The organism is Actinosynnema sp. NPDC091369, from assembly GCF_044757065.1.
Classification (GTDB): Bacteria; Actinomycetota; Actinomycetes; order Mycobacteriales; family Pseudonocardiaceae; genus Actinosynnema.
Window position 1 is genome coordinate 1 of record NZ_JBIVUG010000023.1, and the last position, 25,527, is coordinate 25,527.

24 protein-coding genes and 1 rRNA gene are annotated in these 25,527 nt (G+C 73.4%); 23 read left to right on the forward strand and 2 right to left on the reverse strand.

Features of this window, described 5'->3' with window-relative positions; all coding sequences use genetic code 11:
• Positions 1-94, forward strand: a 5S ribosomal RNA gene (rrf, locus tag ACIQMJ_RS39455); the annotation flags it as partial.
• 87 nt (positions 95-181) lie between these two features.
• On the opposite strand, the gene ACIQMJ_RS39460 is transcribed toward rrf, so the two are convergent.
• Positions 182-1,402, reverse strand: a complete 1,221-nt coding sequence (locus ACIQMJ_RS39460; protein ID WP_499766137.1) for a hypothetical protein — start codon at positions 1,400-1,402, stop codon at positions 182-184.
• Between the two features lie 159 nt (positions 1,403-1,561).
• Here ACIQMJ_RS39460 and ACIQMJ_RS39465 point away from each other — a divergent pair, with 159 nt between their 5' ends.
• The 13 genes from ACIQMJ_RS39465 to ACIQMJ_RS39525 all read left to right on the forward strand — a co-directional run bounded on the left by ACIQMJ_RS39465 (position 1,562) and on the right by ACIQMJ_RS39525 (position 13,805).
• The gene (locus ACIQMJ_RS39465; RefSeq protein ID WP_499766138.1) at positions 1,562-2,410 is read left to right on the forward strand and encodes a hypothetical protein; all 849 of its coding nucleotides are present in this window, start codon (positions 1,562-1,564) and stop codon (positions 2,408-2,410) included.
• 96 nt (positions 2,411-2,506) lie between these two features.
• The gene (locus ACIQMJ_RS39470) at positions 2,507-3,295 is read left to right on the forward strand and encodes an HAD-IIA family hydrolase (RefSeq protein ID WP_499766139.1); all 789 of its coding nucleotides are present in this window, start codon (positions 2,507-2,509) and stop codon (positions 3,293-3,295) included.
• Positions 3,296-3,299: 4 nt separating this feature from the next.
• Entirely contained in the window at positions 3,300-3,473 is a 174-nt protein-coding gene (locus ACIQMJ_RS39475; RefSeq protein WP_499766140.1) for a hypothetical protein, read from the forward strand.
• Positions 3,474-3,476: 3 nt separating this feature from the next.
• Complete coding sequence (locus ACIQMJ_RS39480; protein ID WP_499766141.1) at positions 3,477-4,283, forward strand: TlyA family RNA methyltransferase; 807 nt, start codon at positions 3,477-3,479, stop codon at positions 4,281-4,283.
• Positions 4,280-5,188 (forward strand): NAD kinase, encoded by a 909-nt coding sequence (locus ACIQMJ_RS39485; protein ID WP_499766142.1) that lies wholly within the window; start codon positions 4,280-4,282, stop codon positions 5,186-5,188. The genes ACIQMJ_RS39480 and ACIQMJ_RS39485 overlap by 4 nt, the downstream gene beginning before the upstream one ends.
• Before the next feature lie 75 nt (positions 5,189-5,263).
• Positions 5,264-7,045 carry a DNA repair protein RecN gene (recN, locus tag ACIQMJ_RS39490; RefSeq protein WP_499766143.1) on the forward strand — a complete coding sequence of 594 codons (1,782 nt, stop codon included), beginning with the start codon at positions 5,264-5,266 and terminating at the stop codon, positions 7,043-7,045.
• Positions 7,042-7,674, forward strand: a complete 633-nt coding sequence (locus tag ACIQMJ_RS39495; RefSeq protein ID WP_499766144.1) for a hypothetical protein — start codon at positions 7,042-7,044, stop codon at positions 7,672-7,674. The genes recN and ACIQMJ_RS39495 overlap by 4 nt, the downstream gene beginning before the upstream one ends.
• Before the next feature lie 125 nt (positions 7,675-7,799).
• A complete protein-coding gene (locus ACIQMJ_RS39500) occupies positions 7,800-8,528 on the forward strand; it encodes a hypothetical protein (RefSeq protein WP_499766145.1) in 729 nt (242 codons plus the stop codon).
• A gap of 75 nt (positions 8,529-8,603) precedes the next feature.
• A complete protein-coding gene (gene steA, locus ACIQMJ_RS39505) occupies positions 8,604-9,788 on the forward strand; it encodes a putative cytokinetic ring protein SteA (RefSeq protein ID WP_499766146.1) in 1,185 nt (394 codons plus the stop codon).
• The gene (locus ACIQMJ_RS39510) at positions 9,785-10,723 is read left to right on the forward strand and encodes a copper transporter (protein ID WP_499766147.1); all 939 of its coding nucleotides are present in this window, start codon (positions 9,785-9,787) and stop codon (positions 10,721-10,723) included. The genes steA and ACIQMJ_RS39510 overlap by 4 nt, the downstream gene beginning before the upstream one ends.
• Positions 10,724-10,972: 249 nt before the next feature.
• Positions 10,973-12,661, forward strand: a complete 1,689-nt coding sequence (gene pyrG / locus ACIQMJ_RS39515) for a CTP synthase (protein WP_499766148.1) — start codon at positions 10,973-10,975, stop codon at positions 12,659-12,661.
• A gap of 38 nt (positions 12,662-12,699) precedes the next feature.
• The gene (locus ACIQMJ_RS39520; RefSeq protein WP_499766149.1) at positions 12,700-13,278 is read left to right on the forward strand and encodes an NUDIX domain-containing protein; all 579 of its coding nucleotides are present in this window, start codon (positions 12,700-12,702) and stop codon (positions 13,276-13,278) included.
• Positions 13,279-13,424: 146 nt separating this feature from the next.
• The gene (locus tag ACIQMJ_RS39525) at positions 13,425-13,805 is read left to right on the forward strand and encodes a DUF2752 domain-containing protein (RefSeq protein WP_499766150.1); all 381 of its coding nucleotides are present in this window, start codon (positions 13,425-13,427) and stop codon (positions 13,803-13,805) included.
• Here ACIQMJ_RS39525 and ACIQMJ_RS39530 read toward each other — a convergent pair.
• Positions 13,794-14,414, reverse strand: coding sequence for a DUF1707 domain-containing protein (locus ACIQMJ_RS39530; protein WP_499766151.1), 621 nt, complete (start codon positions 14,412-14,414; stop codon positions 13,794-13,796). The two genes, ACIQMJ_RS39525 and ACIQMJ_RS39530, sit on opposite strands and share 12 nt — an antisense overlap.
• A 69-nt stretch (positions 14,415-14,483) precedes the next feature.
• Between ACIQMJ_RS39530 and ald the strand changes: the two genes are divergently transcribed.
• From ald to ACIQMJ_RS39575, 9 genes are all read left to right on the forward strand, one after another.
• Positions 14,484-15,602 carry an alanine dehydrogenase gene (gene ald, locus ACIQMJ_RS39535; RefSeq protein WP_499766152.1) on the forward strand — a complete coding sequence of 373 codons (1,119 nt, stop codon included), beginning with the start codon at positions 14,484-14,486 and terminating at the stop codon, positions 15,600-15,602.
• A 659-nt stretch (positions 15,603-16,261) separates the two neighbouring features.
• Complete coding sequence (xerD, locus tag ACIQMJ_RS39540) at positions 16,262-17,143, forward strand: site-specific tyrosine recombinase XerD (RefSeq protein WP_499766153.1); 882 nt, start codon at positions 16,262-16,264, stop codon at positions 17,141-17,143.
• Positions 17,144-17,218: 75 nt separating this feature from the next.
• Positions 17,219-17,563 (forward strand): ArsR/SmtB family transcription factor, encoded by a 345-nt coding sequence (locus tag ACIQMJ_RS39545; protein ID WP_499766154.1) that lies wholly within the window; start codon positions 17,219-17,221, stop codon positions 17,561-17,563.
• A gap of 115 nt (positions 17,564-17,678) precedes the next feature.
• The gene (locus ACIQMJ_RS39550) at positions 17,679-18,653 is read left to right on the forward strand and encodes a ParA family protein (RefSeq protein ID WP_499766155.1); all 975 of its coding nucleotides are present in this window, start codon (positions 17,679-17,681) and stop codon (positions 18,651-18,653) included.
• Entirely contained in the window at positions 18,650-18,970 is a 321-nt protein-coding gene (locus ACIQMJ_RS39555) for a hypothetical protein (RefSeq protein WP_499766156.1), read from the forward strand. Before ACIQMJ_RS39550 ends, ACIQMJ_RS39555 begins: the two co-directional genes overlap by 4 nt.
• Positions 18,971-19,026: 56 nt before the next feature.
• Complete coding sequence (locus ACIQMJ_RS39560; RefSeq protein ID WP_499766185.1) at positions 19,027-19,857, forward strand: segregation and condensation protein A; 831 nt, start codon at positions 19,027-19,029, stop codon at positions 19,855-19,857.
• Positions 19,854-20,615: an SMC-Scp complex subunit ScpB gene (scpB, locus tag ACIQMJ_RS39565; RefSeq protein WP_499766157.1), complete on the forward strand. Its 762-nt coding sequence runs from the start codon at positions 19,854-19,856 to the stop codon at positions 20,613-20,615. The genes ACIQMJ_RS39560 and scpB overlap by 4 nt, the downstream gene beginning before the upstream one ends.
• A complete protein-coding gene (locus ACIQMJ_RS39570; protein ID WP_499766158.1) occupies positions 20,608-21,351 on the forward strand; it encodes a pseudouridine synthase in 744 nt (247 codons plus the stop codon). Before scpB ends, ACIQMJ_RS39570 begins: the two co-directional genes overlap by 8 nt.
• A gap of 173 nt (positions 21,352-21,524) precedes the next feature.
• Positions 21,525-25,283 carry an nSTAND1 domain-containing NTPase gene (locus ACIQMJ_RS39575; RefSeq protein WP_499766159.1) on the forward strand — a complete coding sequence of 1,253 codons (3,759 nt, stop codon included), beginning with the start codon at positions 21,525-21,527 and terminating at the stop codon, positions 25,281-25,283.
• Positions 25,284-25,527: the final 244 nt, after the last annotated feature.

Below are 25,527 nucleotides of genomic sequence, written 5' to 3' on the forward strand. Positions count from 1 at the left end.
AACACCCGGTCCCATTCCGAACCCGGTAGTTAAGCCTTCCAGCGCCGATGGTACTGCACTCGTGAGGGTGTGGGAGAGTAGGACGCCGCCGAACAATTTTTCCCTGAAAGGGCTTGTGGTGGGGGCACATTGAGTTGTGCTCCAACCGCAAGCCCTTTCGGCGTGTCCACAGTAGGAGGAGTTAGTGTCCAGGTTCGGGGATCGACCCGGCGACCGTCAGCGTGGCCAGGGAGACCGACCGCGCCGATCCGACGACGGTGGCCGTGCCCAGGGAAGCCGCAAGCCGAGCAGTGGTGGCTATCCGCGCCGGGACGACCGGCCGAGCTACGACAAGCCTCGTGGTGCCGACCGGCGTGACGACAACCGAGGCGAGCGTCCTCGCTACGACAAGCCCCGTGACGACCGCGGTGCGGCTCCACGACGGGATGACAGCCGGAGTGGTGGTTTCCGTCGGGATTCCGGTGACCGGCCCAGCTACCCGCGCCGCGATGACCGGCCGAGTGGTGACCGCGGGGGCTACCAGCGTCGCGACGACCGCACCGGTGATCGGGGCGGGTTCCGGCGCGATGACAACAGGCGTGACGACAACCGGCGTGACGACAACCGGCGTGACGACAACCGCGGTGAGCGTCCCCGTTACGACCGGCGCGACGACCGGGGTTCCGACCGGGGTGAGCGCAGCAGCTACCCGCGCCGGGACGACCGGTCCGGTGGTAACCGTGGTGGTTACCAGCGTCGGGATGACCGCCCGAGCGGTGACCGGCCCAGCTACCCGCGTCGGGATGACCGGTCCGGTGGCGACCGCGGTGGCTACCAGAAGCGCGATGACCGGCCCAGCGGCGACCGTGGCGGGTACCCGCGTCGGGACGACCGGCCCAGTGGTGACCGTGGTGGTTACCAGCGGCGTGACGATCGGCCCAGTGGCGATCGTGGTGGTTACCAGCGTCGCGATGACCGGCCGAGTGGCGACCGGCCCAGCTACCCGCGTCGGGATGACCGGCCGAGTGGTGACCGTGGTGGTTACCAGCGCCGTGACGACCGGCCGAGTGGCGACCGTGGTGGCTATCAGCGTCGGGACGACCGGCCCAGTGGCGACCGGCCCAGCTACCCGCGTCGGGACGATCGGCCGAGTGGTGACCGTGGTGGTTACCAGCGCCGTGACGACCGGCCGAGCGGTGACCGGCCCAGCTACCCGCGTCGGGACGATCGGCCGAGTGGTGACCGTGGTGGTTACCAGCGGCGTGACGACCGGCCCAGTGGTGACCGTGGTGGCTATCAGCGTCGGGACGACCGGCCCAGTGGAGACCGTGGTGGTTACCAGCGGCGCGACGATCGGCCCAGCGGTGACCGTGGTGGTTACCAGCGCAGGGATGACCGGCCCCGTTACGACAAGCCGAGCCATTCCAAGCAGGGGCACGACAAGCCGAGCAACGACCGGCGCGATGAGCGCAGCCGGGAGCGGGCGGCGCGGTTCCAGGAGCGGGCGTCCCAGCCTGAGGACCGTCAGGTCGGCGAGGACACCGCGGCCGATGTCGAGGCGAGCACTGTCGAGGCCGTCGAGGTGGAGGCCGTTGAGGTCGCGCCCGTTGTCGCCGAGGAGTCGGTGACGGCCGAGGCCGAAGACGGCGCTGACACGGACGGCGTCGACACCGACGAGACCGACACGGACGAGGCTGAAGAGGCCGAGGCCGTGGAGGCGGCGGTCGAGGGTGATGGCGAAGAGCGGGTGTTCGTCCGGGCGCGCACGCCGGAGCTGCCCGAGGACGCCGACATCTCCATCCTCGACCCCGACGTGAAGCAGGAGCTGCGCGGGCTGCCCAAGGGGTTGGCGGAGATCGTCGGCCGGCACCTGGCGGCGGCGGGCATGCTGATCGACAGCGAGCCGGAGTTGGCGCTGGAGCACGCGCGGTACGCGCGGTCCAAGGCGGCGCGGGTCGCGGTGGTCCGGGAGGCAGCCGGGTTGGCCGCCTACCACGCCGGGGAGTGGGCCGAGGCGTTGTCCGAGCTGCGGGCGGCGCGGCGCATGTCGCAAGGCACCGGGCACCTCGCGGTGATGGCCGACTGCGAGCGGGCGCTGGGGCGTCCCGAGCGGGCCATCGAGCTGGCGCGGGAGGCGCAGGGGGCGGTGCTGTCGCCGGACGAGGCGGTGGAGCTGCGGATCGTCGCGGCCGGCGCCCGGCGGGACATGGGGCAGCTGGACGCGGCCGTGGTGGCGTTGCAGGGCGACGACCTGGACGAGAAGCGGCGTGACCCGTGGAGCGCGCGGCTGTTCTACGCCTACGCCGACAACCTGGAGGCCGCCGGCCGCACCGAGGAAGCCGTGAAGTGGTTCCTCAACGCCGCCCAGGCCGACGACGACAACGAGACCGACGCCGCCGAGCGCGCGTTCGACCTCAGCCCGCAGGACTGAGCGGCACCGACCGAAGTCACACCTGAAGGCTCGGCACCACCCGGTGCCGAGCCTTCAGACTTGTTCCCAGCCGGACCACCCCGAACGGAGAAGCCTGTGCTGCTGGACCGCTACGACGCCCTGCTGCTGGACCTCGACGGGACGGTCTACCGGGGCCAGGAGGTCGTGCCCGGGGCCGTCGAGGCGGTCGCGGCCGCCCGTGCGCGCGGCACGGCCATCCGGTTCGTCACCAACAACGCGTCCCGGTCGCCGGAGACGGTGGCCGGGCACCTGACCGAGCTGGGCTTCACCGCCGCGCTGGACGAGGTCAGCACGAGCGCCCAGGCGGGTGCGGCGATGCTGCTGGACCTGGTGCCGAAGGGCGAGCACGTGCTGGTCCTCGGCACGGACGCGCTGGCCGAGCAGGTGCGGTTGCGCGGCTACCGACCGACGCGTGACGCCGAGCACGCCCGAGCGGTCGTCCAGGGCCTGTCGCAGGACCTGGGGTGGCGTGAGCTGGCCGAGGCGTGCGTCGCGATCCGCCAGGGCGGCGCGCACTGGATCGCGTGCAACGTCGACGCCACCCTGCCCACCGAACGCGGCCTGCTGCCCGGCAACGGCTCGCTCGTCGCCGCGTTGCGGACGGCGACCGGCGTGGAACCGCTGGTCGCGGGCAAGCCGGCCACGCCGCTGCTGGAGCAGGCGGCGAAGTCGGCGGGCGCGCACCGGCCGCTGGTCGTGGGCGACCGGCTGGACACCGACATCGCGGGCGCGGTCAACGCGGGCATGGACTCGCTGCTGGTGCTCACCGGCGTGTCCACCGAAGCGGAGGCGGACGAGCTGCCCGAGGACCGCCGGCCGACCTACGTGGCTGCCGACCTGTCCGTGCTGCATCGGCTACCTTGAATCCGTGAGCTTCGAGGTTCCCCTCCCCGGCCCGCCGCGTGATCCCGTGGCCGGGATCGACGACGCCCTGGCCGGTCTCGACGGGCTGGACGGGCTCGACGTGGTCGAGCACGTGGCCCGGTTCGACGACGCGCACACGGCGTTGACGGTCGCGCTCTCCAGCATCGACAAGGTCTGACCGGTGCCGCGCAGGGCTCGGCTGGACGCCGAACTGGTCCGCCGCGGGCTGGCCAGGTCACGGGAGCACGCGAGCCAACTCGTCGCCGAGGGCCGGGTGACCGTGCGCGGCACAGTGGCCACGAAACCCGCCACCGCCGTCGAGCTGGACACCGCGCTGGTCGTCCGCGACACCGACGACCCGAACTACGCCTCGCGGGGCGCGCACAAGCTCGTCGGCGCGCTGGAGGCGTTCGACGGGGTGGACGTCAAGGGCAGGCGGTGCCTGGACGCGGGCGCGTCCACCGGCGGGTTCACCGACGTGCTGCTGCGCGCGGGGGCGCGGCAGGTCGTCGCGGCCGACGTCGGCCGGGGCCTGCTGGACTGGCGGTTGCGCACCGACGACCGGGTCGTGGTCAAGGACAAGACGAACGTGCGGTCCTTGACACCCGAAGACATCGGCGGCCCCGTTGAACTCGTGGTGGCCGATCTGTCGTTCATCTCGTTGAGGCTGGTGCTGCCGGCGCTGGCCGGGTGCCTCGACGAGGAGGGCGACTTGCTGCCGATGGTGAAACCCCAGTTCGAGGTCGGGAAGGAACGCCTCGGGTCGGGCGGTGTGGTGCGCGACCCGGAGCTGCGGGCCGAGGCGGTGCTGGACGTGGTCGCGTCGGCCGCCGGGCTGGGCCTGCGGCTGCACGGCGTCACCGCGAGCCCGCTGCCCGGTCCGTCGGGCAACGTCGAGTTCTTCGTCTGGCTGCGCCGGGGTGAGCCCCTGGACGCGGCGGACGCCACCGCGCTCGTGCGCGCCGCCGTAGCGGAAGGACCGCAGTGAGCACTGGTCCGGTGCAGAGGGAGATCCTGCTGGTCGTCCACACCGGACGGCGCAGCAACGTGCTGGTGGCCCAGGAGGTCGCGGCGCGGTTCGCGGCGGGCGGGGTGAAGCTGCGGGTGCTGGAGGACGAGGCGCCCGACCTGGACCCGTCGTGCTTCGCGCAGGTCGTGCTGGCCGACGAGAAGGCCGCCGAGGGCACCGAGCTGGTGTTCGTGCTCGGCGGCGACGGCACGCTGCTGCGCGCGGCCGAGCTGGCGCGGGCGGCGGGTGTGCCGGTGCTCGGGGTGAACCTGGGCCGGGTCGGGTTCCTTGCCGAGGCCGACTCCGACGCGCTCTACGAGGCGATCACCCACGTCGTCGACCGGGACTACGAGGTCGAGGAGCGGATGACGCTCGACATCACCGCGTCGGTCGACGGCGAGGTGCTGGAGGGCACGTGGGCGCTCAACGAGGCCAGCGTGGAGAAGAGCACCCGGGAGCGGATCCTGGACGTCGTGGTGGAGGTGGACGGGCGGCCCGTGTCGGCGTTCGGCTGCGACGGGGTGCTGGTGGCCACCCCGACCGGGTCGACGGCGTACGCGTTCTCCGCGGGCGGGCCGGTGGTGTGGCCGGACGTGCAGGCGCTGCTGGTGGTGCCGAGCAACGCGCACGCCCTGTTCGCGCGGCCCCTGGTCGTGTCGCCCGCGTCCGTGGTGGCGCTGGAGGTCGACCCGGAGGGGCACCCGGCGGTGCTGTGCGCGGACGGTCGCCGCACGGTGAACCTGCCGCCGGGGGCGCGGGTCGAGGTGGTCGGCGGCAGCACGCCGTTGCGGCTGGTCCGGTTGCGGCCAGGTCCGTTCACCGACCGGCTGGTGGAGAAGTTCGAGCTGCCCGTGCAGGGGTGGCGCGGCCCGTCGGCCAAGTGACGCCCGCTAGATCAACAGCGGAACACCCTCCCCCGAACACACGCTTTGTCCGCGTCGCCCAGTAGTGTTCCGTGCGTGCTGGCCGAGATGCGCATCCAGGGCCTCGGTGTGATCGACGAGGCCACCCTTGAGCTCGATGCCGGTTTCACCGTGGTGACGGGCGAGACCGGCGCGGGCAAGACCATGGTCGTCACCGGGCTCCACCTGCTGGGTGGTGGCCGGGCCGAGGCGTCCCGCGTGCGCAACGGCGCGGACAAGGCGGTGGTCGAGGGGCGGTTCGTCGCACCCGCGGGCAGCCCGGCGGCGAAGGTCGCCGAGGAGGTCGGGGGCGAGCCCGACGACGACGGCAGCGTGATCGCGATCCGCACCGTCGGCGCCGACGGCCGGTCCCGAGCCCACCTGGGCGGCCGGTCCGTGCCGGTCGGCGTGCTGTCCGAGCTGGCCGAGCAGCTCCTCGCCGTGCACGGGCAGAACGACCAGCTGCGGCTGCTGCGGCCCGCCGAGCAGCGGTCGGTGCTCGACCGGTTCGCCGGTGACGAGGTCGCCGAGCCGCTGCGCGCGTACCGGAAGGTGCGCGACGAGTGGCTGCGGGTGGCGACCGAGCTGGCCGAGCGCACCGCCCGGTCGCACGAGCTGGCGCGCGAGGCCGACATGCTGCGGCACGGGCTGGCCGAGATCACCGCGGTCGACCCGAAGCCGGGCGAGGACGAGGAGCTGATCGCCGAGGCGCGCCGGCTCGCCGACGCCGACCAGTTGCGCGAGGCCGCGTCCGGCGCGCAGTACGCGGTGGCGGGTTCGCCCGACGGCGACCCGGACGTGCCGGGCGCGCTGGGGCTGATCGGGGAGGCGCGGCGCAGGCTGACCGCGTCGGACGACCCGAAGCTGCGCGACCTGGAACCCCGGCTGGTGGAGGCGGAGACGCTGCTGGCCGACGTGGGCGCGGAGATCGCGTCGTACCTGGAGCACCTCGACGCCGACCCGGCGCGGCTGGAGCAGGTGCTCGCCCGCCAGGCCGAGCTGAAGTCGTTGACCCGCAAGTACGCCGCCGACGTGGACGGCGTGATCGCGTGGGCGCAGGACGCGTCGGCGCGGCTGTCCGGGCTCGACACGTCCGACGAGGCGCTGGCGGCGCTGGCGGCGCGGCGCGACGAGCTGGCCGCGGAGCTGGCCGCGTACGCGCAGCAGGTGACCGCCGAGCGGGTCGCCGCGGCCGAGGAGCTGGGGCGGGCGGTGTCCGACGAGCTGACCGGCCTGGCCATGCCGCACGCCACGGTGGAGGTCGCGGTGCGGCCCCGGGTCGCCGAGCAGGGCGACCCGCAGGCCCTGAAGGTCGGCGGGCGGTTGCTGCACGCGGGCGCGAGCGGTGTGGACGACGTGGAGCTGCGGCTGATCGCGCACCCCGGCGCGCCCGCGCTGCCGGTGCACAAGGGCGCGTCCGGCGGTGAGCTGTCGCGGGTGATGCTGGCGCTGGAGGTCGTGCTGTCGCACTCCGACCCGGTGCCGACGCTGGTGTTCGACGAGGTCGACGCGGGTGTCGGCGGCCGGGCGGCGGTCGAGGTGGGCCGCAGGCTGGCGAGGTTGGCGCGCAGCCACCAGGTCATCGTGGTCACGCACCTGCCGCAGGTCGCCGCGTTCGCCGACCGGCACCTGGTGGTGGACAAGACCGCGGACGGCGTGCTGACCCGCAGCGGCGTGCGGAAGCTCGACGAGTCGCAGCGCGTGGTGGAGCTGGCGCGGATGCTCGCGGGCATGGACTCCACCGACACCGGCCGCGCGCACGCCGAGGAGCTGCTGGCGGCGGCGAAGGCCGACAAGGAAGCCGTGCCCGTGGTGCGGCGCAAGGCGAAGAAGAAGTGAGCAGGCGGCTGCTCGGCGCGGCCATGCTCGTGGTGGCCGGCGTGGTGGCCGTGGTCGGCACGTTCCTGCCGCTGTACGCGGAGGGTTCCGCCCACCTCGGTTCGGAACCGCTGGTCACCGTCACGTCGTGGGAGTACGTGTTCAACAACCTGCCCGGGAACCCGGAGTTCCCGCCCATGCGGAGCCCGCAGTACGGGGTGCCGATCGCGGTGGCGGCGGTGCTGCTGGCGATCGCGGCGGCGCTGGTGTTCCTCCCGGAGTCGCAGCGGCTGGCCTCCCGGTACCTGGCGATCGGCGGCACGGGCGTGCTCGTCGGCTCCGTCTGGGCGGCGGTGGCGGTCGTCGTGTCCCTGCTCGGCAACGCCGAGCGGCAGGAGACGGCCGGCGGTTTCACCGTGAACGTCGGTGAGGGCGTCCCGGTGCTGGGCGCCGCGGTGCTGCTCGCGGCGGCGGGCGCGGTGCTGGTGCACGCCCGGCGACCCGAGCCGCGCCCGGAGGGGCCGGTGGTCTACCGGGTGGACGGCGTCGAGGGCGACGACGACACCGACACCCCGCCGTTCGGGATCCCGGTGGTCGACGTGGCGCAGCTGCCGGACTCGGAGTACGAGCGCCGCGCCGACGGTTCCTGAGCGCGGACCGCCGAAACGGCACCCGGTCGGCCGATGGCGGCGGCGCGCGGCGCCGCTTTGCTGGGAGGTGACGGTCGACCGGTCCGCCGGGCCGCGGCACGTCATCGAGCAGAGGGGAACGCCACATGACCCGGCGCGCTATCGCCGTCCTCACCATCGGCGCGGGCGCGCTCGTGGTGGTGCTGGGCTCGCTGTTCACCCTGTACGGGGTGGAGACCGAGATGCGGCCCGGGCCGAACGGCGTGCCGCGCGACGTGCCGCGGCTGGTCGCGCTCACCGGGTGGGAGTACGTGCAGGCGCCGTCGGTGCCGGGCCGCCCGGACGGCGTCACGTTCGACTACCCCGTCTACGGGTACGGCCTGGTCTTCGGCGCGGCCCTCGCCGTCGTCGGCGGGCTGCTGCAACTGCGGTCGCCGCTGCTCGCGGCGATCGGCCGGTTCGGGGTGCTGGCCGCGTTCGGGGTGGTCGTCGGCGCGCTGTGGTCGGCGCTGGAGACGCTGCGGACGTTGTTCGGCACCGGCGACGTGCCGCCCTCGATCGGGACCTCGGACGCGTTCTTCGGCGGGGGCACGTGGCTGGTCGGCCTGGGGGCGCTGATGCTGCTCGCGGGTGCCGCGGTGGCGCACGACTGGCCGGCGCGCGTGCCGCGCCCCACCGGGGTGTCGGTGTACCAGGTGGACGACGACGACACGCCGCCGTTCGGCATCGCCATCCCCGTGACCGAGCTGGACGTGCCACCGGGTGGTCCCGCCGCGCCGCCGGTGGCCGAGCTGCCGCCGGCGGTGGAGCTGCCCGACCGGTCGGCGGACGAACGACGTCACCCGACCGGGGGTAATCCGTCCACTGTGGATTAGTGGTGTCACTGACCAGCCCCGATCGGCTCGGCGTGTTAACCGCGGACCGCGCGCGAGGTGAGTCACCATCGGGTCATGAAGCTCTCCGGGTTGCTCGGCCGCACGCACCAGGAACTGCCAGGCGTCACCGGTGTGGCGCGGGTCGACCGCCGCTCGGGCGACCTGCTGCGCCGGCTGAGTCCCGGTGACGTCGCGGTCCTCGACCACGTCGACCTCGACCGCCGCACCGCCGAGGCCCTCGTGCACGCCGAGGTGGCGGGCGTGGTCAACGCCTCGCCGTCCATCTCCGGCCGGTTCCCCAACCTCGGCCCGGAGCTGCTGGTGGAGGCGGGCGTGCCGCTGATCGACGGCGTCGGCACGGCGGTGCTGCGCGAGGTCAGGGACGGCACGAAGCTGCGGCTGCACGACGGCGGCGTGTTCGTCGGCGGGAAGGAGGTCGCGCGCGGGGTCGAGCAGACCGCCGAGTCGATCGCCGACTCGATGATCGAGGCCAAGGCGGGCATGGCCGCGCAGCTGGAGGCGTTCTCCGCGAACACCATCGAGTTCCTGCGCCGGGAACGCGCGCTGCTGCTCGACGGCGTGGGCGTGCCCGAGCTGTTCGTGCCCATCCGCGACCGGCAGGTGCTGGTCGTCGCGGGCGGCCCCCGGCACGCCGAGGAGCTGCGCAAGCTGCGCAAGTACATCCGCGAGCACCGGCCCGTGCTGATCGGGGTGGACGCGGGCGCGGACACCCTGCACGACGCCGGGTTCGCCCCGGACGTCATCGTCGGCGACCCGGACGCCATCGGCACCGAGACGCTGCGGTCGGGCTCGGAGGTCGTCGTGCCCGCGCAGGTCGACGGCCACGCGCCCGGCCTCGAACGCATCCAGGACCTCGGCATCGGCGCGGTGACGTTCCCCGCGACCGGCAACGCCGAGGACCTGGCGCTGCTGCTGGCCGAGTCGCACGGCGCGACCCTGGTGGTGACCGTGGGGCTCCAGGCGGGCCTGCGGGAGTTCCTGGACCGGGGCAACGCGGGGTCCACCCCCTCGACGTTCCTGACCCGGCTCAAGCTCGGCAACAAGCTCGTGGACGGCCACGCCGTCGCCACCCTGCACCGCAGCCGCGTGTCGACCGGCCTGGTCGTGCTGCTGGTGCTGGCCGCCGTGGTGGCGATGGTGGCCGCGCTCGCGGTGTCCGGGGTCGGCCACGTGTACGTCGACGTGGCGGCCGACGCGATCCGCTCCGTCGTCGACTGGTTCAGGGGGTTGTTCGGGTGATCTCGCTGCGCTACCACATCGTCTCCATCACCGCGGTGTTCCTGGCGCTGGCCGTCGGGGTGGTGCTGGGCTCGACCGCGATCAGCGGCCGGCTGCTGTCCGGGCTCGCCGACGACAACGGCTCGCTGGGCCGGGAGGTCACCGCCCTGCGGGCCGAGCGCGACGGCCTGGACGCGCGGCTCGCCGACGCCGACCGGTTCGCCGGCACCGTCGGCCCGCTCGCGGTGCGGGGGCAGCTCGCCGACCGGACCGTCGTGCTCATCACCACCTCCGACACCCGGCCGGGTGACCGGGACGGGCTGGTGGAGCTGCTGCGCGCGGCGGGCGCGAAGGTCACCGGCGAGGTGCAGCTCGCCGACCCGTTCACCGACCCGGGCAAGGCGGACCAGGTGCTCGACCTGGTCGCCCGGCTCCAGCCCGCGGGCACCCGGCTGCCCACCGGCGCCGACCCCGGCACCCGGGCGGGCGGCCTGTTCGGCTCGGTGCTGCTGCTCGACAAGGACACCAACCAGCCGCGGGCCACGCCGGACGAGGCGGCGGCGGCGCTGGGCGGGCTGTCCAGCTCCGGGTTCGTCAAGGCGGGCCAGGTGCCGGAGCCCGCGCAACTGGCCGTCGTGCTCACCGGCGGCGCGCAGGCGGGCGACGCGGCGGCCGACCGGGCGGCGGTCCTGGCGCGGTTCGCCGCCCAGCTCGACCGGTCCGGCGCGGGCGTGGTGCTGGCGGGCGGCGACGGGTCCGCCGACGGCACCGGCGCGATCGGCGTCGTGCGGGCCGACACGGCGGCCACGTCCGTGCTGTCGACCGTGGACCACGCCGGCACGGCGGCCGGGCGGGTCGTGGTGGTGCTCGCGCTGCGTGAGCAGGTGGAGGGCAAGGCGGGCCGGTACGGGGTGGCGGGCAACGCCGAAGGCCCGGCACCCGGGATGGCGGGCTGAGCAGCGCGGTTCCCGCCGCTCCGGCGGGCGGTCGGCCGGGTGTTCGGCCGCTGTTCCCAGGCGGTTCGCGGGCCCGTGGTCGCCTGTTCGAAGCGCCCTAGGCCATCCGAGTGACCCGCTTGCGTGCCCGCCGGCGCGCTGGGTGACCACCGGCGTGTTAGCGTTAGGGCCCGTGGACAGGGCGCTGAGCTGTGCGGAACCACCGCAGCCTGCCCCTAGCGGACATCCAGACCACGGGGAGCCTCCTTGGTGCAGCAGGCACGTACGACCAAGCACGTTTTCGTCACCGGGGGTGTGGCGTCGTCCCTCGGCAAGGGGTTGACCGCGTCCAGCCTCGGTCAGCTGCTCACCTCTCGCGGTCTCCGCGTGACCATGCAGAAGCTCGACCCCTACCTCAACGTCGACCCGGGCACGATGAACCCGTTCCAGCACGGCGAGGTGTTCGTCACCGACGACGGCGCGGAGACCGACCTCGACATCGGCCACTACGAGCGGTTCCTGGCGCGGGACCTGTCCGGTGACGCGAACGTCACCACCGGGCAGGTGTACTCCGAGGTCATCGCCAAGGAGCGGCGCGGCGAGTACCTGGGCGACACCGTCCAGGTGATCCCGCACATCACCGACGAGATCAAGCGGCGCATCCGGGCCATGGCCGAGCCGGGCCCCGACGGCGTCGTCCCGGACGTGGTGATCACCGAGGTCGGCGGCACGGTCGGCGACATCGAGTCGCTGCCGTTCCTGGAGGCGTGCCGGCAGGTCCGCCACGACGTGGGCCGGGACAACGTGTTCTTCCTGCACGTGTCGCTGGTGCCCTACCTCGCGCCGTCCGGTGAGCTCAAGACCAAGCCGACGCAGCACTCCGTGGCCGCGCTGCGCAACATCGGCATCCAGCCCGACGCCATCGTGTGCCGGGCCGACCGGGAGATCCCGGACTCGCTCAAGCGCAAGATCGGCCTGATGTGCGACGTGGACACCGAGGCCGTGGTGGCGGCGGTGGACGCGCGGTCCATCTACGACATCCCCAAGGTGCTGCACGGCGAGGGCCTGGACGCGTACGTGGTGCGGCGGCTGGACCTGCCGTTCCGCGACGTCGACTGGACCGTGTGGGGCGACCTGCTCGACCGCGTGCACAACCCGTCGGAGAAGGTCCGCATCGGCCTGGTCGGCAAGTACGTCGACCTGCCCGACGCGTACCTGTCGGTGACCGAGGCGCTGCGCGCGGGCGGGTTCGCGCACCGCACCAAGGTCGAGATCGCGTGGGTGCCGTCCGACGAGTGCCAGACGCCGTCCGGCGCGGCGCACGCCCTGGGCGGGCTCGACGCGATCCTCATCCCCGGCGGGTTCGGGGTGCGCGGCATCGAGGGCAAGATCGGCGCCATCACCTACGCCCGGACCCGCGGCATCCCGCTGCTGGGGCTGTGCCTGGGGTTGCAGTGCCTGGTCATCGAGGCGGCGCGGAACCTCGCGGGCATCTCGGACGCGAACTCCGCGGAGTTCGAGGACACCGGGTCGCCGGTGATCAGCACCATGGCCGACCAGGAGGACGTCGTCTCCGGGCAGCGGGACATGGGCGGCACGATGCGGCTCGGCGCCTACCCGGCGTCGTTGCTGCCGGGTTCGCAGGTGGCGGCGGCCTACGGGTCGCTGGAGGTGTCCGAGCGGCACCGGCACCGGTACGAGGTCAACAACGCCTACCGCGCGAAGTTGGCGGAGGCCGGGCTGGTGTTCTCCGGGACGTCGCCGGACGGGCGGCTGGTGGAGTTCGTCGAGCTGCCGGCCGACGTGCACCCGTTCTTCGTGGCCACGCAGGCGCACCCGGAGCTGAAGTCCCGTCCGACCCGCCCGCACCCGCTGTTCGCGGCGTTCGTGAAGGCGGCGCTGGACTACCGGCTGGCCGACCGGCTGCCGCTGCCCGAGCCCGCGGGGGCCGCGCAGTGACTCCTCGGCACGAGTTCGGAACTGTTTCGTCGCGGGACGTGCACGTCGGGCGCGTCGTCGCGTTGCGGGTGGACGAGGTCGCCATGCCTGGTGGCGGTACGGCGTCGCGCGAGGTGGTGGAACACCTCGGTGCGGTCGCGGTGGTGGCCTTGGACGATGCCGGTGCGGTGGTGCTCATCCACCAGTACCGGCACCCGCTCGGCAGGCGGCTCTGGGAGCTGCCCGCCGGGCTGTTGGACGCCGGGGACGAGGCTCCGCTGGACGCCGCGAAGCGGGAGCTGGCCGAAGAGGTCGGGCTCGCGGCGTCGGAGTGGACGACGTTGGTGGACGTCGCCGTCTCACCGGGGTTCACCGACGAGGTGGTGCGGGTGTTCCTGGCACGCGGGCTCACCGAGGTGGACCGCGACGTGCAGGGCGAGGAGGAGGCCGACCTGGAGGCGAAGCGCTTCCCGTTGGCCGAGGCGGTGGACATGGTGCTGTCCGGGGAGATCGTCAACGGCCCCGCCGTGTCCGGGCTGCTCGCCGCGCACGTCGTGGTCACCGGCGGCGGGACGGGGCGCCCCTCCGACGCCCCGTTCACCGACCGCCCGACCCGCTTCGCCGCCCGTTCCAGCTGACCTGGACATTGAACTCGGGGTACCTGGGCGTTCGACTCTCGGGACCTGGACGTAGGACTCTCGCGTGAGTCGAACGCCCAGGTCCCGAGAGTCCTACGTTCAGGACCCTTGAGTTCAACGTTCAGGTAGGGCGAAGGCGGCGGATAATGGGTGGCGTGGGTGTGAGAGGACCGTTGGCGGTGGCCGCGGCGGCGGTCGTCGGGTGCGGGGTGTTGTTGTTCGTGGACCCCAACCAGCCCGGGTCGCTGTTGCCGCCGTGCCCGCTCTACGCGTTGACCGGCATCCAGTGCCCGGCCTGCGGGTCGACGCGGATGGTGCACGCCCTGCTGCACGGTGACCTGGTCGCGGCGTGGGGGTTCAACGCCGTGATGCTGGTCGTCGGGCTGCCGCTGCTGGTGTGGCTGTGGACGCGGTGGTTCCGGGCGGCCAAGGACGGGCGGCCGACGCCCCCGGTGTCGCGGAAGGTCGGCGTGCCCGTGGTGGCCCTGGCCGTGACGTGGATGGTTGCGCGGAACCTAGTCGCGTAGCTTGCGGCCCTGGCTGTCGGTGCCGCCGTTGACCAGCAGGATGATCCCGTCGATCAACGACCAGATCCCGCACCCGCCGCACGTCAGCAGCTGCGCGATACCGATCCCCGTGTCCCCGATGTAGAACCGGCCGATGCCGAACGGCAGCGCCAGCTGCAGCACGCCCGCCGCGATGCGCGACTTGTCCGACAGCGGCTGCCCGGTCAGCGGGTCCACGCCGTACGGCGCGTTCGGGTTGAACCCCGGCGGGTAGCCGTACGCCGTGCCGTAGGTCTGGGACGGGTCGGCGTAGCCGGGCGGCGGGTAGCCGGGGACGCCCTGACCGGGCGTGGGGGCGTACCCGGGCGGGGGCGGCGGCGCCTGGTAACCGGCGGTCGGCGGGTAGGTGGCCGTCGGCGGGTAGGTGGGCGGCAGGAACGCCGGGTGCGGCTGCGGCAGGTCGTGGAACAGGGCGGCCAGCTCCTGCGCGGACTGGGCCGCGGACGCGTAGCCGACGCGCTGCTCGTACTCGCCGATCTCCAGGCGACCGGCCGCGAAGTGGTCGTTCAGGGCGCTGATCGCCTCTTCGCGCTGCTGGTCGCCGATGCGCACCTGGTGTGGTTCCGACACGGGTGGAACGCTAACAGCCCGGAGCCGCCGAGCAGGCCGGAACCCGCTGGTCGACCTACCCTTCGTAGGGTGTTGGTCGGAGTCCCGCGAGAGGTGAAGAACCACGAGCACCGGGTCGCCATCACCCCGGCGGGCGTGGTGGAGCTGACGCGCCGGGGTCACCGGGTGCTGGTCGAGGCGGGCGCGGGCGGCGGGTCCTCCATCCCGGACGCCGAGTTCGTCGCGGCCGGCGCCGTCATCGCCCCGAACGCCGACGACGTGTGGGCCGACGCCGAGCTCGTGCTCAAGGTCAAGGAACCGGTCGCCGAGGAGTTCCACCGGATGCGGTCGGGCCAGACCCTGTTCACCTACCTGCACCTGGCCGCGAACGCCGCGTGCACACGGGCGATCGTCACGTCCGGCATCGACGCGATCGCCTACGAGACCGTGCAGCTCGACGACGGCTCGCTGCCGTTGTTGGCCCCGATGAGCGAGGTCGCCGGACGGATGGCCGCCCAGGTCGGTGCGCACTGCCTGGAGCGCAACCAGGGCGGACGCGGAGTCCTGCTCGGCGGCGTGCCGGGCGTGCCCGCCGGGAAGGTGGCGGTGCTGGGTGCGGGCGTCGCCGGCATGAACGCCGCCGCCGTCGCGCTGGGCATGCAGGCCGAGGTGGTCGTGCTCGACACGAACGTCAACCGGCTGCGCCAGATCGACTTCGCCTATCGGGGGCACTTGCAGACGGTGGCGAGCAACTCGTACGAGGTGGAGAAGGTGTGCAGGTGGGCCGACCTGGTGATCGGCGCGGTGCTGGTGCCGGGCGCGAAGGCTCCGACGCTGGTGGGCAACGACCTGGTGTCGACCATGCGGTCCGGCTCGGTGCTGGTCGACATCGCGATCGACCAGGGTGGTTGCTTCGCCGACTCACGGCCTACGACGCACGCGGAGCCGACGTACCGGGTGCACGACTCGGTGTTCTACTGCGTGGCCAACATGCCCGGCGCGGTGCCGCACACTTCGACTTGGGCGCTGACGAACGTCACGCTGCCGTATGTGGTGGCGTTGGCGGACAGGGGTTTTCGGGGAGCGGTGGGGGCGGACGCGGCGTTGGCCAAGGGGGTGAACGTGGTCGGGGGTGTGGTGGTGCAGGCTGGGGTGGCGGAGGCGCACGGGATGCCGTACGTGCCTTTGGGGCAGGTGTCAAAAGCTTGAAAGATCAAAGATCACAAGCGTCCTCGCCGGACGGGCAGATCAGCAGGATGACCCAACAACGCCCGGATCTCCCTGTTGGGTTGTGGGTCGGGTTTCGTGTCATCCCACCGACCTCCCGAAGGGCTACCACACGCGTCAAGGGGGGCGACATCAGTGGACGCCGTAGCCCGCAGTGGACTTCGCCCCCCCTTGACACGTGCGGTAGGGCTGCGCCAGGTCGGCGGGATGACACGAAGTCCTACCTATGCAGCAAAAACGCCCAGCGAGGTGGGTCGAGGGTCGCGAGTCCCGGCCGGGGTACGGACGAGCCCGGCGCGGTCGGCCGCGTTGGGGTTGCCCTTCCCATGGGAGGGGTTCGTGTCATCCCGCCGACCTGGCTTTGCCGTACCGCACGTGTCAAGGGGGGCGAAGTCCAGCAATGCCCGCGGCGCTTACTGATGTCGTCCCCTTGACGCGTGTGGTAACCCGGAGGGAGGTCGGTGGGATGACACGGAACCCGACCCACGACGAAACAGGAGATCCCGGAGGTGGTCGGGGTCATCCTGCTGATCTGCCCGTCCGGCGAGGACGCTTGTGATCTTTTGATCTTCGATGTTAAGGCCGTGATGACTCCCAACCACCCATCCGAACCCCCACCGACGACCCCGGCGGCGCGTGCGATGCGGGCCTACCTGGACCACCTCGCCGTCGAACGGGGCACGGCGCGCAACACGCTCGACTCCTACGGACGCGACCTGCGCCGCTACGCCGAGCACCTGACCGCCGCCGGCGTCGAAGACCTGGCCGACGTCACCGAAGCACTGGTCGGTGACTTCCTCGCCGCGCTGCGCGAGTCCGGCCTGGCCGCCTCCTCCGCCGCGCGCACCCTGGTGGCCGTGCGCGGCCTGCACCGGTTCGCGCACCTGGAAGGCATCACGGCGGACGACCCGGCCCGCGCGGTCCAGCCGCCGACACCGCCCCGCCGGTTGCCCAAAGCCCTGCCGGTGGGCGACGTGCTCAAGCTCCTCGACGGCCCCGCCGACACCCCGGCCCAGCTTCGCGACCGGGCCCTGCTGGAACTGCTGTACTCCAGTGGCGCGCGGATCTCCGAGGTCGTCGGGTTGGACGTGGACGACGTCGACGCCGAAGAGCGGACCGTGCTGCTCGACGGCAAGGGTGGCAAGCAGCGGATCGTGCCGGTCGGTCGGCCGGCCCTCCAGGCGCTCGACGCGTACCTGGTGCGCGCCCGGCCCGTGCTGGCCAAGAGGGGCACGCCCGCGTTGTTCCTCAACGCCCGGGGTGGGCGGTTGTCGCGGCAGACGGCGTGGCACGTGCTGAAGACCGCGGCCGAACGGGCGGGGGTCCAGGCCGAGGTCTCGCCGCACACGCTGCGCCACTCGTTCGCCACGCACCTGCTGGAAGGGGGCGCGGACGTGCGCGTCGTGCAGGAACTGCTGGGGCACGCCTCCGTCACCACGACGCAGGTCTACACGCTGGTCACCGTCAACACCTTGCGCGAGGTCTACGCGACCGCTCATCCTCGCGCAACGGGTGGAACGTGAGCGGCCCACGAGTACCGTGAGCGCTCGCCCGCCCCACGTCATCGACGAGCCCGACGAGCTGGAGGTGCCGACCCGGTGCCGAACCTGGACGAGCCCGAGCGCAGCGCGATCGAGCTGGGCGCGGTGCTGCACGCGCTGAGCGACCCGACCCGGCTGGCGGTGGTGCGGCAGATCGACGCCGACGGCGAGCGCCTGTGCGGCGCGCTGATGGTGGACGTCGCCAAGTCCACGTTGTCGCAGCACCTGCGCGTGCTGCGGGAGGCGGGCATCACCCGCACCAGGGCCCGCGGCAACCAGCGGTGGGTGTCGCTGCGGCGCGACGACCTGGACGTGCTGTTCCCCGGCCTGCTCGACGTGGTGCTCCGCGCGGCCGAGCGCGGTGGCCGCCCGAGCGGCGACCCGGCCGGTGCGGCGCGCTGACCCGGAACCGGAACGCGTCGGGAACGATCGGCCGCGCTTCGGCGGGGCGCGTTGCTGGTCGCCGTCCGTGTGCTTAGGCTGCGCCCAGGCAGAGGACTAGGAATCGGGAAGGGCGATGTCGACACCGGAGCACGCGGGCCAGCCGTGGGGCGCACCCCCACCGCCCCCGCCACCGTCCGGTGTGCCGCGCGCCTCGGTCGAGCTGAGCCTCGCCCCGCACGCCGCACCCGCGGACGAAGACGCGACCGAGCAGGTCGCGGGCGACATCGGGCCGACCGGCCGACCGTTGCGCCACGTCGCCGACCCGCCGCTGATCGCCCGGCACGGCCCGGCGAAGATCCTCGCGGTGTGCAACCAGAAGGGCGGGGTCGGCAAGACCACGTCCACCATCAACCTCGGCGCGGCCCTGACCGAGTACGGCCGGCGCGTGCTGCTGGTCGACTTCGACCCGCAGGGCGCGCTGTCGGTCGGCCTGGGCGTGCACCCGCACCAGCTCGACCAGACGATCTACAACGTGATCATGGAGCGCAACGTCGGCGTCGGTGACGTGATCATGCGCACCCCGGTCGAGGGCATGGACCTGCTGCCCAGCAACATCGACCTGTCCGCCGCGGAGATCCAGCTGGTCTCCGAGGTGGGCCGGGAGCACACGCTGGTCCGCACGCTGCGCCCGGTCATCGAGCACTACGACTACGTGCTGGTGGACTGCCAGCCGTCGCTCGGCCTGCTCACGGTCAACGCCCTCGCGGCGGCTGACGGCGTCCTCATCCCGCTGGAGTGCGAGTTCTTCAGCCTGCGCGGGGTCGCCCTGTTGATAGACACCATCGAGAAGGTCAGGGAGCGGTTGAACCCGAAGCTCGAGATCACCGGCATCCTCGCCACCATGTACGACCCGCGCACGCTGCACTCCCGCGAGGTGATGGCGCGCGTGGTCGAGGCGTTCGGCGACGTCGTGTTCGACACGGTGATCAACCGCACGGTCCGGTTCCCGGAGACGACCGTCGCCGGTGAGCCGATCACCCGCTGGGCGCCGCGGTCGGGTGGCGCGAAAGCGTACCGCGCGTTGGCGCGCGAGGTGATCGCCCGGTGACCCGACGCCCATCACTGCCGGGCGCGTCCGAGCTGTTCCGCCTCACCACCGGCGCCGCCGCCGACGACGCGCCCGCGGCCGAGGCTCCCGCGCAGCGGCGCGGCACGGGGCGGCAGAAGCACTCGACCAAGATCACCGTGTACGTGTCGGACGAGGAGCTGCTGGCGCTGGAGCACGCGCGGCTGGCGTTGCGCGGCGAGCACGGCCTGGCGGTCGACCGGGGGCGCGTGGTGCGCGAGGCCATCGCGATCGTGCTGGACGACCTCGAAGGGCACGGCGAGGACTCGCTGCTGGTGCGTAGGTTGCGCGAGCGGTGAGCGGTGACGCGCCCGGGACCGGACCGGTCGCCGCCGGACCCGCCGCGGCCGAACCCGTGGTCGCCGCGCCGGTCGGGGTGGTCGAGCCGGCGGCGGTCGACGACGGCCGGTTCAAGGTCAAGCTGACCAACTTCGAGGGGCCGTTCGACCTGCTGCTCCAGCTGATCTCGCAGCACACGCTGGACGTGACCGAGGTGGCGCTGCACACCGTCACCGACGACTTCATCGCCTACATCCGGGCGCTGGGCGACGGGTGGGACCTGGACGAGACGACCGAGTTCCTGGTCATCGCGGCGACCCTGCTCGACCTCAAGGCGGCCCGGCTGCTGCCCGCGGGCGACGTGGAGGACGAAGAGGACCTGGCCCTGCTGGAGGCCCGGGACCTGCTGTTCGCCCGGCTGTTGCAGTACCGGGCGTACAAGCAGGTGGCGGCGCTGTTCGCCGAGCTGGAGCGGGGCGCGTACCGGCGCTACCCGCGCTCGGTGGCGCTGGAGCAGCGGTACGAGGGGCTGCTGCCCGAGGTGATGCTGGGCGTGGACGCGCGGCGGTTCGCCGAGATCGCCGCGGTCGTGTTCCGGCCCAAACCGCCGCCGACGGTGTCGACGTCGCACATCCACCAGCACCGGGTGTCGGTGCGCGAGCACGCCGACATGCTGCGGGCTCGGCTGGCGGAGCTGGGCACGGCGACGTTCGCCGAGCTGATCGCCGAGTGCACGGAGACGATGGAGGTCGTGGCGCGGTTCCTGGCGCTGCTGGAGCTGTACCGGGAGCAGGCGCTGGCGTTCGAGCAGCCGGACCCGCTGGGGGAGCTGCGCATCACGTGGGTCGGCGGCACGGTCGAGCAGGCGCGGGCGCACGCCCGGGACGAGGACGAGGAGTACGGGTGAGCGACCGCGGAGCAACCGGTCCCGCCGGGGCGGACGAGCCGGCGGTCGGGCCCGACGTGGCGGTGGAGCCGGCCGGGGCCGAGTCGGGGCCCGGGCGGCCGACCGGGACGCCGGGGGGACCCGACGCGCCGCCGGCCGCCGGTGGACCCGTGCCGCTGCCGTTGGCCGTCGAGGCCGAAGGCGACGACGAGGCCGAGACCGGCGGGGTGCCCGACCTCGCCGACGAGGCCGAGTTCGAGGGCGCGCTGGAGTCGATCCTGCTGGTCGTGGACAGCCCGATCGCCGAGGAGCAGCTCGCGGGCGTGCTCGACCAGTCCGTGAAGCGCGTCACGGCGGCCCTGCGCCGGCTGTCCGCCCGGTACACCGAGCAGGGCAGCGGCATCGACCTGCGTAGAATCGGGGACGGCTGGCGGTTCTACACGCGGGACCGCTTCGCGCCATTCGTGGAGAAGCTGCTGCTCGACGGGCAGCGTGCCAAGCTCACCCGGGCCGCGTTGGAGACACTCGCGGTCATCGCCTACCGGCAGCCCGTGACCAGGGCCCGGATCGCGGCGGTGCGCGGGGTGAACGTCGACGGGGTCATCCGCACGCTCGTCGCGCGCGGCCTGATCGCCGAGACGGGCACGGACTCCGACACGGGTGGCATCCTTTACCGCACGACCGAACTGTTCCTGGAGCGGTTGGGGCTGTCGTCGCTGGGCGACCTGCCGCCGATCGCTCCCCTCCTGCCCGAAGTGGATGCGATCGACGATGTCTGACCAGGCCCACCCCGAGGGGATCCGGCTCCAGAAGGTGCTCGCCAAGGCGGGCATCGCCTCGCGGCGGGTCGCCGAGGAGCTGATCGAACTCGGCCGCGTCCAGGTCGACGGGGAGGTGGTCCGCGAGCAGGGCCGCCGCATCGACCCGGACACCGCGGTCGTGCACGTCGACGGCGTGCGCGTGGTGCTCAAGGAGGACGTGGTCACCCTCGCCTTCAACAAGCCGCGCGGGGTGCTGTCCACCATGCACGACGACGCGCACCGCCCGTGCGTCGGCGACTACCTGCACAACCGCAAGGAACGCCTGTTCCACGTCGGCCGGCTGGACGCCGACACCGAGGGCCTGCTGCTGCTGACCAACGACGGCGACCTCGCGCACCGGCTGATGCACCCGTCCTACGAGATCACCAAGACCTACCTCGCCGAGGTGCCCGGCCCGATCCCGAAGGACCTGGGCAAGCGGCTGCGCGCGGGCGTCGAGCTGGAGGACGGCCCGATCGCGGTCGACTCGTTCAAGCTGATCTCCTCCATGCCGGGCAAGGCGCTGGTCGAGGTGGTCCTGCACGAGGGCCGCAAGCACATCGTGCGCCGCCTGCTCGACCACGTCGGCCACCCGGTGGAGCACCTGGTCCGCACCGCGGTCGGCGAGGTGCGCCTGGGCAACCAGCGCCCCGGCTCGATGCGGGTGCTCAACCGGCAGGAAGTCGGCTCCCTGTACAAGGCCGTCGGGCTGTAGCCGGGGCAGGCGCTTGGCGGGGTCCCCCTTCCCCGCCAAGCGCCCCTCCCCCTGGTGGAACCCCTACCCGGTTCCACCGCCATTCCTACGGCAGACGGGTTGTTCAGTGTCAGCGCGTGGACGCTGAACAGGCTTTTCTGAACAATCGCCAGCGTCGAAGGGGAGGGCGACGCATGGCCAGACGGGAGGGCCCGTTACGGGCCGACAGCCGTGACCTGGGGGAGTTCGCCGCCGACCTGAGGGCGTTGCGGGAACGGGCGGGCAGCCCCACCTACCGGCGGCTGGCCCACGAGGCGCACTACTCGGCGGCGGCGCTGTCGGAGGCGGCGAACGGGCGGCGGCTGCCGAGCCTCGCGGTCACGCTCGCGTACGTGCGGGCCTGCGGCGGTGACGTGGCGGCGTGGGAGGCGCGCTGGCGCGAGCTGGCCGACCGGGCCGCCGACGCGAACCCGCGCACCCCGCCGAAGGGCACCGATTCCCCGTACACGGGGTTGGCGGCGTTCCAGGTGCGGGACGCGGACCGGTTCTACGGCCGCGACCGGGTGGTGCGGGAGCTGGTGGAGCTGCTCGGGCGACGCCGGTTCGCGGGGGTGTTCGGCGCGTCCGGCTCGGGCAAGTCGTCGGTGCTGCGCGCGGGTCTGGTGGCGACGTGGGGCCGGCCCTCGGTGGTGCTCACGCCCGGCGCGCGACCGGTGGAGGAGCTGGCGGTGCGGGCCGCGGCGTGCACCGGCCGGGACGCCGCCGCGCTGGCCGCCGAGTTCACCGCCCACCCGGAGAACCTGCACCTGCGGGTGCGGCAGGCGCTCGTCGAGGGCGACGAGGACCTGCTGATCGTGGTCGACCAGTTCGAAGAGGTCTTCACGCTGTGCCGGGAGCCCGCCGAGCGGGCCGCGTTCATCGCCGCGCTGACCACCGCCGCCACCGCGCCGACCAGCCGCACGCGGGTCGTGCTGGGCGTGCGCGCCGACTTCCTCGGCCACTGCGGGCAGTACCCGGAGCTGGTGGACGCCCTGCGCGGCGGGCACGTGCTGGTCGGGCCGATGACGGCGGACGAGCTGCGCGAGGCGATCGTGTCGCCCGCCGTCGCGGTCGGCTGCAAGGTGGAGACGGCGCTGGTCACCCGCCTGGTCGCGGACGCGGCGGGCCAGCCGGGGGTGCTGCCGCTGGTGTCGCACGCGCTGCTGGAGACGTGGCGCAGGCGGCGCGGTGTCGCGTTGACGCTGGCGGGCTACGAGGAGGTCGGCGGGGTCGAGCACTCGATCGCGCGCAGCGCCGAGCAGGTCTACACCGCGATGAGCCCGGCCGGGCGGCAGGTGGCCAAGCAGGTGTTCCTGCGGTTGATCGCGGTCGGGGAGGGCACCGAGGACACCAAGCGGCGGGTCGCGCGCGCCGAGGTGGACCACCACGCCGAGAACGACGGCCGTGAGGTGCTGGCCGCGTTGGCGCAGGCGCGGCTGGTGGTGCTGGACCGGGACTCCGTGGAGCTGGCGCACGAGGCGTTGATCCGGAACTGGCCGCGGCTGCGCGACTGGATCGCCGAGGACCGGGCGGGCCTGCGGGTGCAGCGGATGCTGACCGAGGCCGCGCACACGTGGGAGTCGCTGGAGCGGGACCCGGGCGCGCTGTACCGGGGCACGCGGCTGGCGCTGGTGCGCGAGTGGGTGGACGGCACGCGCGGGCCCCGGCTCACGCCGGGTGAGATCCGGTTCCTGGAGGCCAGCATCGCCGCGGACGACGCGGTGCGCGCCATCGAGCAGCGGCGGACCCGCAGGCTGCGGCAGCTCGTGTCGGTGATGGCGGTGCTGCTGCTGTTGGCGGGTGGCGCGATCGTGCACGCGTTCCGGGCCGAGCGGTCCGCGACCGAGCAGCGCAACATCGCCCTGGCGCACAAGGTGATCACCCAGGCCGCCGCGCTGCGCGACACCGACCCGGCGCTGTCGTTGCAGCTCACCCTGGCCGCGCACCGGCTCGCGCCGCTGCCCGAGACGCGGGACGCGCTGTACGGCGCGTTCGCCGAGCCCTACGCGACCCGGATCGGCGCGGTGCGCAGGATGGCGGTCAGCCCGACCGCCGGGCTGCTCGCCGTCGCCGACGACACCAGCGTCACGGACGTGCGGCTGGTGGACATCGCCGACCCGCACCGCCCGGAGCACCTCGGCCCGCTGACCGGGTTGGTCGACCCGTGGGTGCTGGCGTTCAGCGACGACGGCACGTGGCTCGCCGGCGCGTCCACCGACGAGGTCGTGGTGTGGCGGGTGGCGGACCCGCGCCACCCGGTGATCGCGCACCGGTTCGGTGACGTGGCGATCGAGCCGGTGTCGGCCCTGTCGTTCTCGTCGGATGCCCGGTACCTGGTCGCGGGGTTCTCCGGCGGGCCGCCGCACGCCTGGGACCTGGCCGGGGGCGGGCCGGTGGCGTTGCCGCTGCCGGTCGGGTCGACGGTGGCGTTCCTGTCCGGGCACGTGGTCGCGGTCGTGTCCGGTGACCGGGTGCTCGCGGTCGACCTGGCCGGCGGCGCGTACGGCGTCCTGGTGAGCGGGGTCGGCGCGGTGACCGCGCTGGCGGTGGGCGACGGCGGCCGGGTGGTCGCCACGGCGGGGGAGGACCGGGTGGTGCGGCTGTGGGAGGTCGGTGACGTCTCCGGTCCCGCCCGGCAGACCGCCGTCCTCCGGCACGGCGGTGATGTGCGAGCGCTGGCGTTCAACCAGGACGGACGGGTGCTGGCCACGGCGGGGGACGACCGCTCGGCCCGGCTGTGGGACGTCACCGACCGGCGGTCGCCGGTGGAGGCCGCGGCGCTCGACGGGCACCTCGGCCCGGTCACCGCGGTGGGCTTCGCCGCCGGGGGACTGGCCCTGGTCACCGCGGGCAGCGACCGGTCGGCCCGGCTCACCGACCTCACCGGCCTGCCGGTCGCGCACCCCGTGACGCTGCGGTCGGTCACGGTCGCCGCGGACCGCGGGCTCGCCGCCACCGTCGACGTCGAAGGCGTGCTGCGGCTCGTGGACATCTCCGAGCCGCGCGGCCCGCGCACCGCGTGGCCGCTGACCGCGCACCCGGGCCGGGTGCGGGCGGCGGCGCTCAGCCCGGACGGCGAGCACCTGGTGACCGTCGCCGACGACGGTGCGGTGCGGGTGTGGCGCACCACCAACCCGGCCGCGCCCGACCTGGTCGGCGAGGCGGGTCGGGCGATGTCGGTGGCGTTCAGCCCGAAGGGCACGCACTTCGCCACCGGTGCGCTCGACGACGGGGTGACGCGCCTGTGGAACGTGGCGACCCTGTCCCGGATCGCCGAGATGCGCGACAAGCACCAGCCCGACGCGCCGACCGTCGCGCTGGCGTTCGACGCGGCGGGCGACCGGTTGGTGGTCGCCAAGCTCGGCGGGTCGATCGAGGAGTGGGACACCACCGTGCCGATGTGGCCGATGCGGTGGCGGCGCGACGTGCTCGACGTCCGGTACGCCACCGCGGTGGCGCCGGTGCCCGGCGGGATGGTGACGGTGGAGCCCGACGGCCGGGCCGTGCTGTGGCGGCAACCCGACCGGCAGGGCGACTCCCGGGTCGGCCCGGAGGTGCGGTTCGCCTCCGCCGAGCCGCTGGGGTCGGCGGTGCGGGCGGTCGCGGCGGCGGGCGACCTGGTCGTGGTCGCCGGGGCGGACGGGACGCTGCGGCTGTACGACGTGGCGGGCGGCGGGCCCGTGCGGCAGGTGGCGGTGTTCGCGGGCCACTCGTCGGGGACGAACTCGGCGGCGTTCGCGGCCGACGGGCACACGCTCGTCAGCGCGGGCGACGCGGTGCTGCGGTTCTGGGAGACCGACCTGGGCGCCGTGATGGGCCGGATCTGCGCCACCGTCCACCCCGGCATCACCGCGCAGCAGTGGGCGGGCTACTTCCCGGACCTGCCCCACGACCCGCCGTGCGACTGGCACTAGTGCCCCAGCCGATCCGCCGTGCGACGGGCGCCGGCTCGCAGGCCGACGCGCCGTGCGGTGAGGGCCGGGGCAGGACACTGCCGTGCGCTCGGGGCGGAGCCGCCGTCCGGGCGGTGCTTCAGCGTCCGCTGACAGCAATTTGCAAGATCACATCATGAAGTTTTACCGCCACTCATTGTGGCGGGGCACTTCACTCTCTAGATTGAGCCGGGTTAGTTGGGGTTGATCAACTGGGAAGAGGCGT

What these genes read in the sequence shown, in the direction of transcription:
- ACIQMJ_RS39575 (WP_499766159.1), top strand. Translation starts at nt 21,525, where the DNA reads ATGGCCAGACGGGAGGGCCCGTTACGGGCCGACAGCCGTGACCTGGGG.
- xerD (WP_499766153.1), top strand. Translation starts at nt 16,262, where the DNA reads ATGCGGGCCTACCTGGACCACCTCGCCGTCGAACGGGGCACGGCGCGC.
- ACIQMJ_RS39460 (WP_499766137.1), bottom strand. Translation starts at nt 1,402, where the DNA reads ATGGCTCGGCTTGTCGTAACGGGGCCGGTCATCCCTGCGCTGGTAACC.
- ACIQMJ_RS39570 (WP_499766158.1), top strand. Translation starts at nt 20,608, where the DNA reads ATGTCTGACCAGGCCCACCCCGAGGGGATCCGGCTCCAGAAGGTGCTC.
- ACIQMJ_RS39550 (WP_499766155.1), top strand. Translation starts at nt 17,679, where the DNA reads ATGTCGACACCGGAGCACGCGGGCCAGCCGTGGGGCGCACCCCCACCG.
- steA (WP_499766146.1), top strand. Translation starts at nt 8,604, where the DNA reads ATGAAGCTCTCCGGGTTGCTCGGCCGCACGCACCAGGAACTGCCAGGC.
- ACIQMJ_RS39500 (WP_499766145.1), top strand. Translation starts at nt 7,800, where the DNA reads ATGACCCGGCGCGCTATCGCCGTCCTCACCATCGGCGCGGGCGCGCTC.
- ACIQMJ_RS39525 (WP_499766150.1), top strand. Translation starts at nt 13,425, where the DNA reads ATGGGTGGCGTGGGTGTGAGAGGACCGTTGGCGGTGGCCGCGGCGGCG.